3 protein-coding genes are annotated in these 2,716 nt (G+C 58.8%); 2 read left to right on the plus strand and 1 reads right to left on the minus strand.

The features are described 5' to 3' along the window. Together PHA29_RS10365 and PHA29_RS10370 are read left to right on the plus strand one after the other, a co-directional pair. On the plus strand, positions 1-242 hold a 242-nt coding region (locus PHA29_RS10365; RefSeq protein ID WP_270849556.1), incomplete at its 5' end, for a transposase. A gap of 934 nt (positions 243-1,176) precedes the next feature. Then, on the plus strand, positions 1,177-2,001 hold the full coding sequence (locus PHA29_RS10370; protein ID WP_270849557.1) for a hypothetical protein: 825 nt from the start codon (positions 1,177-1,179) through the stop codon (positions 1,999-2,001). A gap of 101 nt (positions 2,002-2,102) precedes the next feature. Here PHA29_RS10370 and PHA29_RS10375 read toward each other — a convergent pair. Then, the coding region (locus tag PHA29_RS10375; RefSeq protein WP_270849559.1) for an IS3 family transposase at positions 2,103-2,716 on the minus strand (614 nt) is incomplete at its 5' end.

Genomic DNA, 2,716 nt, shown 5'->3' on the forward strand with positions numbered 1-2,716 from the left:
GAAAGTGCGCAAGAATCTTGACGGTACCCGTCACCGGGTTCCCCCGCGAGCACTGGCGGCGCATACGCACCAACAACGCCATCGAGCGGCTGAACCGCGAGATCCGCAGGCGAACCCGCGTGGTCGGAACCTTCCCTGACGGGAGGAGCGCCCTCATGCTCGTGACCGCGAGGCTGAAGTACGTGGCTGAGAGCGAGTGGGGCTCCCGCCGCTACCTGGATGTGACCCTGCTGGAAGGGTAGCCGCACCGGAGGGCGGGCCTATGGGGCTGTCGGAAAGTGCGCAAGAATCTTGACGCTGCCAGCTCACGCGCAAGTACGCCGCCTTCCAGGTGCTCGTGCTCGACGAGTGGCTGCTCGATCGCCCCGACGAGCTGTTCCGGGGCTTCCTGCTGGAGCTCATGGAGGTTCGCTACGGCTCGTGCTCGACGGTCTTCTGCACGTAGTTCCGCCAGAAGGACTGGCACACGAAGTTCGGGGCGGCGTCCATGCCGACGCCATCATGGGCTGAATCGTCCACGGCACCGCGTGGGTCGGGATGGGCGAGTTCAACATGCCCCGGAAGCTGGGGGCCGAGAAGTGGCGAAGCGGCGTCCCATCTGGTATCGATGGGCGAGAGCCGCCGGTATCCCGTCACGATAATGTCAGGTACTCGAACGGGCAAATGCTCAGTGCTACGACTTTTAGCTGCATTGGCCATATCCTCTGAACCGGGCAGTTCTCTTCCTGACGATCCTGTTGCTGCTCGGCATCTCAGCATGTGGCTCCCTGATGAGCGGTCGGTAAAGGAAGGACTCGAACGATTTGGCTGCGTCGTCGGTCCTCCGCACCGAGTTCAACTCGCAGAAGGTGTGTCGCTATCAAGCTCGTTATTCGCGTTCGTCTTACTGTTCCTCTTCATTTCCGAACTGCGCAGGGGGCTGCGTGCACTTTCATAGGTACCCTGCCCCACCTATCACCATTTTGACCAATGGGGCAATGGCCTGGTTGAAAATACGCAGCAAATAGGCTACATGCATCTTGAATTATCCTAGTATGCACTTGAAATGTGTGGTCCCACTTTCTATTTCAAATCGCGGGGCCACTTGAGATTAATTACAAATGATAGCTCCAGATGATATCGTTCGGATAAAAATATAATAGTTATATAAAGAGCGTTTTACGTTGAAGGGCTGCCATGGCGCGTCGTATACATTTCGATAAGGGCTTTTTCGGGACGGATATAGGCGAAATCTCCGATGATGGAAGGATTCTTTTCCCCGATGGTATATGGGGCCATCGTGTCGTTGGCTTCTTCGAGGAGGACGGCATATACATTCCCGACGGACTTACCCGAAAGAAGGTCATCGACATCTATTCTGATGGTTCCTTGCACCTGACGGCGGACAAGGGGCTTTTCCATAAAGGATCCAAGATTGGGAAGATCGATCCCGATGGTACGCTACGTTCTGTCGAAGGACGCCGCGTTGGGGAGCTTGCCGAACTGGATGGAAGTCACTCCACTGATGTTGTCGGCAAGGCGATCGGTGCGTCGGTTAGCCCTGCCTCCACATATCGAGGCGGGGGAGGGGGAGACATGGTCTCTGCTGGCGGGGCTGGTATCGTTGTAGCAATTCCGGCAATTGCCCTCGCAATGATAACTCCCGTCGGTGCCGTTGTGCTCTTTCCAGCGCTGCTCGGTTCTTCCTCGATTTCTCTTACAAGCAAAATCCAGCTTGTTGTCCTTGCGGCGGTGGCGACAGTGGTTGCGGCGTTAGTGGGAGCCCTCTCAAAGAAAAGACCGCTGAAGTTCACTGAGAATCTTCCGGATATGATTCGTATCTCCTGGGTCGCGTGTAATGTCCTGAACATCATAATATCAGTGCTGACTGCGCCAGAGCCGCTGGGCTTCTTCGATTGGCTGCTTTTGGTGGTCTTCGGCTCGCTTATGTGCGTTGGATGGGCCGCTGCCGCATCGATAATCGCCTTCGTGATTCTCAAGCTATTCCTTCCAAAGGCGTAGACGGTGGAAGGTGCGTATAGTTTATTTCTCTCCCCACAGAAAGGTGGATATTGCGAATTGTGAACTGCGCCCCAAAACTTGGACACGGTAAATCATAGCCGTTAGGCAGCCTTTTGAAGGGCCTGCTCCCGGAACTCGACCGGGGTCAGGCCCTTCAGCCCGACCTGGCGCCTCACGTGGTTCCAGTGGCGGATGTAGGCCTCGAGGTCGGCCTTGAACCCCTCGAACGTGCCCCGGTCGCGTCCCCGGAAGAACTCGTCCTTCAGGTGCCCGAAGACCTGCTCGGTGGCGCCGTTGTCCAGGCAGTTGCCCTTGCGAGATATGCTCTGGGTGAAGCCGTTGGCGCGCAGCGCGGAGACGTAGAGGCCGTGCCGGTGCTGCCAGCCCATGTCGGAGTGCAGGATCGGGCGCGCCCAGTCGGGCTTGGCGGCCATGAGCATCGAGAGCATCTCCTCCTGCTGCGCGAGGACGGGGCGCTCCGAGACCGACCACGCCACGATCTCCTTGCTGCCGAAGTCGTAGACCGGGGCGAGGTAGGCCCTGCCGAAGGAGAGCCTGAACTCGGTCACGTCGGTGCCCATCTTCTGCCACGGGCCGTCCGCCCTGAAGTCGCGCCCGAGCACGTTCTCGAAGGTCTCGCCGACGGCCCCCCTGTACGAGCTGTACCCGCGGCGGCCGGCCCCGCGGCGGATGCCGCAGCGCAGGCCCATCTCGT

The sequence above is a fragment of the Candidatus Collinsella stercoripullorum genome, assembly GCF_027669965.1.
GTDB lineage: Bacteria > Actinomycetota > Coriobacteriia > Coriobacteriales > Coriobacteriaceae > Collinsella > Collinsella stercoripullorum.